Below are 5,594 nucleotides of genomic sequence, written 5' to 3'. Positions count from 1 at the left end.
TTGAGTTCTTTAAAAATTAACAGCCGATAAGCGTGGGCGTTTGAAGGTGAGTTTTGATGCTTGGTGACGAGTATCAAGTCTCTTAGACTTTAAACGCTCACGGAAAATAGATTGAGAACTATGCAAATGGTTTTTAGTCGATTCCGTTGAGTAAAACAAGATCGAACTGTAGAGTTTGATCCTGGCTCAGATTGAACGCTGGCGGCATGCCTTACACATGCAAGTCGAACGGTAACAGGTTAAGCTGACGAGTGGCGAACGGGTGAGTAATGTATCGGAACGTGCCCAGTCGTGGGGGATAACTACTCGAAAGAGTGGCTAATACCGCATACGACCTGAGGGTGAAAGCGGGGGACCGTAAGGCCTCGCGCGATTGGAGCGGCCGATATCAGATTAGCTAGTTGGCGGGGTAAAAGCCCACCAAGGCGACGATCTGTAGCTGGTCTGAGAGGACGACCAGCCACACTGGGACTGAGACACGGCCCAGACTCCTACGGGAGGCAGCAGTGGGGAATTTTGGACAATGGACGCAAGTCTGATCCAGCCATGCCGCGTGCGGGAAGAAGGCCTTCGGGTTGTAAACCGCTTTTGTCAGGGAAGAAACGGGTTTCTCTAATACAGAGACCTAATGACGGTACCTGAAGAATAAGCACCGGCTAACTACGTGCCAGCAGCCGCGGTAATACGTAGGGTGCAAGCGTTAATCGGAATTACTGGGCGTAAAGCGTGCGCAGGCGGTTATGCAAGACAGAGGTGAAATCCCCGGGCTCAACCTGGGAACTGCCTTTGTGACTGCATAGCTAGAGTACGGTAGAGGGGGATGGAATTCCGCGTGTAGCAGTGAAATGCGTAGATATGCGGAGGAACACCGATGGCGAAGGCAATCCCCTGGACCTGTACTGACGCTCATGCACGAAAGCGTGGGGAGCAAACAGGATTAGATACCCTGGTAGTCCACGCCCTAAACGATGTCAACTGGTTGTTGGGAGGGTTTCTTCTCAGTAACGAAGCTAACGCGTGAAGTTGACCGCCTGGGGAGTACGGCCGCAAGGTTGAAACTCAAAGGAATTGACGGGGACCCGCACAAGCGGTGGATGATGTGGTTTAATTCGATGCAACGCGAAAAACCTTACCTACCCTTGACATGGACAGAATCCTGAAGAGATTTGGGAGTGCTCGAAAGAGAGCTGTCACACAGGTGCTGCATGGCCGTCGTCAGCTCGTGTCGTGAGATGTTGGGTTAAGTCCCGCAACGAGCGCAACCCTTGTCATTAGTTGCTACGAAAGGGCACTCTAATGAGACTGCCGGTGACAAACCGGAGGAAGGTGGGGATGACGTCAGGTCATCATGGCCCTTATGGGTAGGGCTACACACGTCATACAATGGCCGGTACAGAGGGCTGCCAACCCGCGAGGGGGAGCTAATCCCAGAAAACCGGTCGTAGTCCGGATCGTAGTCTGCAACTCGACTGCGTGAAGTCGGAATCGCTAGTAATCGCGGATCAGCTTGCCGCGGTGAATACGTTCCCGGGTCTTGTACACACCGCCCGTCACACCATGGGAGCGGGTTCTGCCAGAAGTAGTTAGCCTAACCGCAAGGAGGGCGATTACCACGGCAGGGTTCGTGACTGGGGTGAAGTCGTAACAAGGTAGCCGTATCGGAAGGTGCGGCTGGATCACCTCCTTTCTAGAAAGTGGTCGAGCAACTGCTTACTGCATGCAGTAGGGAGTCAGCGAGATCCAAATGACTCATTTTTAAGCGCCCACACTTATCGGCTGTATCACAACAGTGAATGAATAGAAGATGAAGTGAGCCTGTGGAGCTGGCCTTATAGCTGGGAAGAAGCGGGTAAGCTGCAAAGCGGCAGGCCACACAAGTGAATAACGCGTGGGTCTGTAGCTCAGTCGGTTAGAGCACCGTCTTGATAAGGCGGGGGTCGCTGGTTCGAATCCAGCCAGACCCACCACGGTTATCCGGGGGATTAGCTCAGTTGGGAGAGCACCTGCTTTGCAAGCAGGGGGTCAACGGTTCGAACCCGTTATCCTCCACCATTGATATTCATTCAAAAGTTGGCAAACCCCAGTGTCTAGTGAGATGTTGTGGTTTGCCAGTCTTTATTGGCTGTTGTTCTTTAACAATTTGTAGAGTCGAATCAGCGCTGCTAGCGGAAAGCGAAGAATCGTAAAGGGTTCTGAGCACCGTGCCGCTAGTAGCATTTTGATTGCGTCAAACACAAGACTTCAACTTAAGCAAAATTGTTTAGGGTATGAAGAACGGCGTAACGCGTAAATACTCAATAACGTATGGACTCATGAATGGGGTCTGTACGAGTTCTTGACCGACAGTGCAGTCAGCGCTGTCAAAGTTATAGGGTCAAGTGACTAAGTGCATATGGTGGATGCCTAGGCGATTACAGGCGACGAAAGACGTGATAGCCTGCGATAAGCTTCGGGGAGCTGGCAAATTAGCTTTGATCCGGAGATTTCTGAATGGGGAAACCCACCCCGCGAGGGGTAACTCTGACTGAATACATAGGTCATTGTGGCGAACCGGGTGAACTGAAACATCTCAGTAGCTCGAGGAAAAGACATCAACCGAGATTCCGAAAGTAGCGGCGAGCGAAATTGGAGTAGCCTTTACGTTTTAGCATCGTGTATATCAGAACGGAATGGAAAGTCCGGCCATAGCGGGTGATAGCCCCGTATGAGAAATGCTGCGGTGTGGAACTAAGCGTAAGACAAGTAGGGCGGGACACGAGAAATCCTGTCTGAATATGGGGGGACCATCCTCCAAGGCTAAATACTCGTAATCGACCGATAGTGAACTAGTACCGTGAGGGAAAGGCGAAAAGAACCCCGGGAGGGGAGTGAAATAGATCCTGAAACCGTATGCATACAAAAAGTAGGAGCCCGCAAGGGTGACTGCGTACCTTTTGTATAATGGGTCAGCGACTTACATTCAGTGGCGAGGTTAACCGAATAGGGAAGCCGTAGAGAAATCGAGTCCGAATAGGGCGAATTAGTCGCTGGGTGTAGACCCGAAACCAAGTGATCTATCCATGGCCAGGATGAAGGTACCGTAACAGGTGCTGGAGGTCCGAACCGACTAATGTTGCAAAATTAGCGGATGAGCTGTGGATAGGGGTGAAAGGCTAAACAAACTTGGAAATAGCTGGTTCTCTCCGAAAACTATTTAGGTAGTGCCTCAAGTATTACCATCGGGGGTAGAGCACTGTTATGGCTAGGGGGTCATGGCGACTTACCAAACCATTGCAAACTCCGAATACCGATGAGTACAGCTTGGGAGACAGAGCACCGGGTGCTAACGTCCGGACTCAAGAGGGAAACAACCCAGACCGCCAGCTAAGGTCCCCAAAATTGGCTAAGTGGGAAACGAAGTGGGAAGGCTAAAACAGTCAGGATGTTGGCTTAGAAGCAGCCATCATTTAAAGAAAGCGTAATAGCTCACTGATCGAGTCGTCCTGCGCGGAAGATGTAACGGGGCTAAGCCAGTTACCGAAGCTGCGGATGTGCAATTTATTGCACGTGGTAGGAGAGCGTTCTGTAAGCCTGTGAAGGTGGGTTGTGAAGCCTGCTGGAGGTATCAGAAGTGCGAATGCTGACATGAGTAGCGTTAAAGGGGGTGAAAAGCCCCCTCGCCGAAAGCGCAAGGTTTCCTACGCAACGTTCATCGGCGTAGGGTGAGTCGGCCCCTAAGGCGAGGCAGAGATGCGTAGCTGATGGGAAACAGGTAAATATTCCTGTACCGATCAATAGTGCGATGTGGGGACGGAGAAGGTTAGCTCAGCCAACTGTTGGATATGTTGGTTCAAGCGTGTAGTCGTGTCCCTTAGGCAAATCCGGGGGAATGAGATGAGGCGTGATAACGAGTCTGCTTGCAGACGAAGTGAGTGATACCCTGCTTCCAAGAAAAGCCACTAAGCTTCAGCTATTGACGACCGTACCGCAAACCGACACTGGTGCGCGAGATGAGTATTCTAAGGCGCTTGAGAGAACTCTGGAGAAGGAACTCGGCAAATTGACACCGTAACTTCGGAAGAAGGTGTGCCTCTATTAGGTGAAGGGATTTACTCTCGGAGCCGAATGGGGTCGCAGAGAATCGGTGGCTGCAACTGTTTATTAAAAACACAGCACTCTGCAAAGACGAAAGTCGACGTATAGGGTGTGACTCCTGCCCGGTGCTGGAAGATTAAATGATGGGGTGCAAGCTCTTGACTGAAGTCCCAGTAAACGGCGGCCGTAACTATAACGGTCCTAAGGTAGCGAAATTCCTTGTCGGGTAAGTTCCGACCTGCACGAATGGAGTAATGATGGCCACACTGTCTCCTCCAGAGACTCAGCGAAGTTGAAATGTTTGTGATGATGCAATCTCCCCGCGGAAAGACGGAAAGACCCCATGAACCTTTACTGTAGCTTTACATTGGACTTTGAACAGATCTGTGTAGGATAGGTGGGAGGCTTTGAAGTGAGGACGCTAGTTCTCATGGAGCCAACGTTGAAATACCACCCTGGTGTGTTTGAGGTTCTAACCTTGGTCCCTTATCGGGATTGGGGACAGTGTATGGTGGGCAGTTTGACTGGGGCGGTCTCCTCCCAAAGTGTAACGGAGGAGTTCGAAGGTACGCTAAATACGGTCGGAAATCGTGTTGATAGTGCATTGGCATAAGCGTGCTTGACTGCGAGACTGACAAGTCGAGCAGGTACGAAAGTAGGACAAAGTGATCCGGTGGTTCTGTATGGAAGGGCCATCGCTCAACGGATAAAAGGTACTCTGGGGATAACAGGCTGATACCGCCCAAGAGTTCATATCGACGGCGGTGTTTGGCACCTCGATGTCGGCTCATCTCATCCTGGGGCTGTAGCCGGTCCCAAGGGTATGGCTGTTCGCCATTTAAAGAGGTACGTGAGCTGGGTTTAAAACGTCGTGAGACAGTTTGGTCCCTATCTTCCGTGGGCGCTGCAAGATTGAGAGAGCCTGCTCCTAGTACGAGAGGACCGGAGTGGACGCACCTCTGGTGTATCGGTTGTCACGCCAGTGGCATCGCCGAGTAGCTAAGTGCGGAAGAGATAACCGCTGAAAGCATCTAAGCGGGAAACTCGTCTCAAGATGAGTCTTGCCGGGGCCTTGAGCCCCCTGAAGGGTCGTTCGAGACCAGGACGTTGATAGGCTGGGTGTGGAAGCGCAGTAATGCGTTAAGCTAACCAGTACTAATTGCCCGTGAGGCTTGACCCTATAACTTTGACAGTTCAGAAATGAACGTGTTCAAGGATTATTGAGTAGTCAATACAAGTTATACCGTTCTTCAATGAAGTCCGTGTTAGCGCAATCAATAAAGCTGATTCGAGTGTTATGACAAACCCGCAAGCGGTGTCATAATACGACTCTACAAATTGGGTTTGTTGTTGATTTAAAACTCAACAAGAAGCCAACCAGTTAAGCCTGATGACCATAGCGAGTTGGTCCCACTCCTTCCCATCCCGAACAGGACAGTGAAATGACTCAGCGCCGATGATAGTGCGGATTCCCGTGTGAAAGTAGGTCATCGTCAGGCTAATATTTAAGCAAAACGCCC

Annotated in this window: 2 tRNA genes and 3 rRNA genes; all 5 read left to right on the top strand. The window is 51.0% G+C overall.

Annotated features, from left to right (window positions below):
• Positions 1 to 163: 163 nt before the first annotated feature.
• Positions 164 to 1,687 (top strand): 16S ribosomal RNA (locus tag WG899_RS22180).
• Positions 1,688 to 1,890: 203 nt separating this feature from the next.
• Positions 1,891 to 1,967, top strand: a tRNA-Ile gene (locus WG899_RS22175).
• A 9-nt stretch (positions 1,968 to 1,976) separates the two neighbouring features.
• Positions 1,977 to 2,052: transfer RNA gene (locus WG899_RS22170), tRNA-Ala, on the top strand.
• A 320-nt stretch (positions 2,053 to 2,372) separates the two neighbouring features.
• Positions 2,373 to 5,254, top strand: a 23S ribosomal RNA gene (locus WG899_RS22165).
• Positions 5,255 to 5,460: 206 nt separating this feature from the next.
• Positions 5,461 to 5,573 (top strand): 5S ribosomal RNA (gene rrf / locus WG899_RS22160).
• Together the 16S, 23S and 5S rRNA genes with 2 tRNA genes alongside form the textbook arrangement of a ribosomal RNA operon.
• Positions 5,574 to 5,594 lie beyond the last annotated feature (21 nt).

Origin of the sequence: Paucibacter hankyongi (assembly GCF_037482915.1) — a bacterium.
Taxonomy (GTDB): Bacteria; Pseudomonadota; Gammaproteobacteria; order Burkholderiales; family Burkholderiaceae_C; genus Paucibacter_A; species Paucibacter_A hankyongi.
This window is presented reverse-complemented; position numbering and strand designations above follow the sequence as displayed.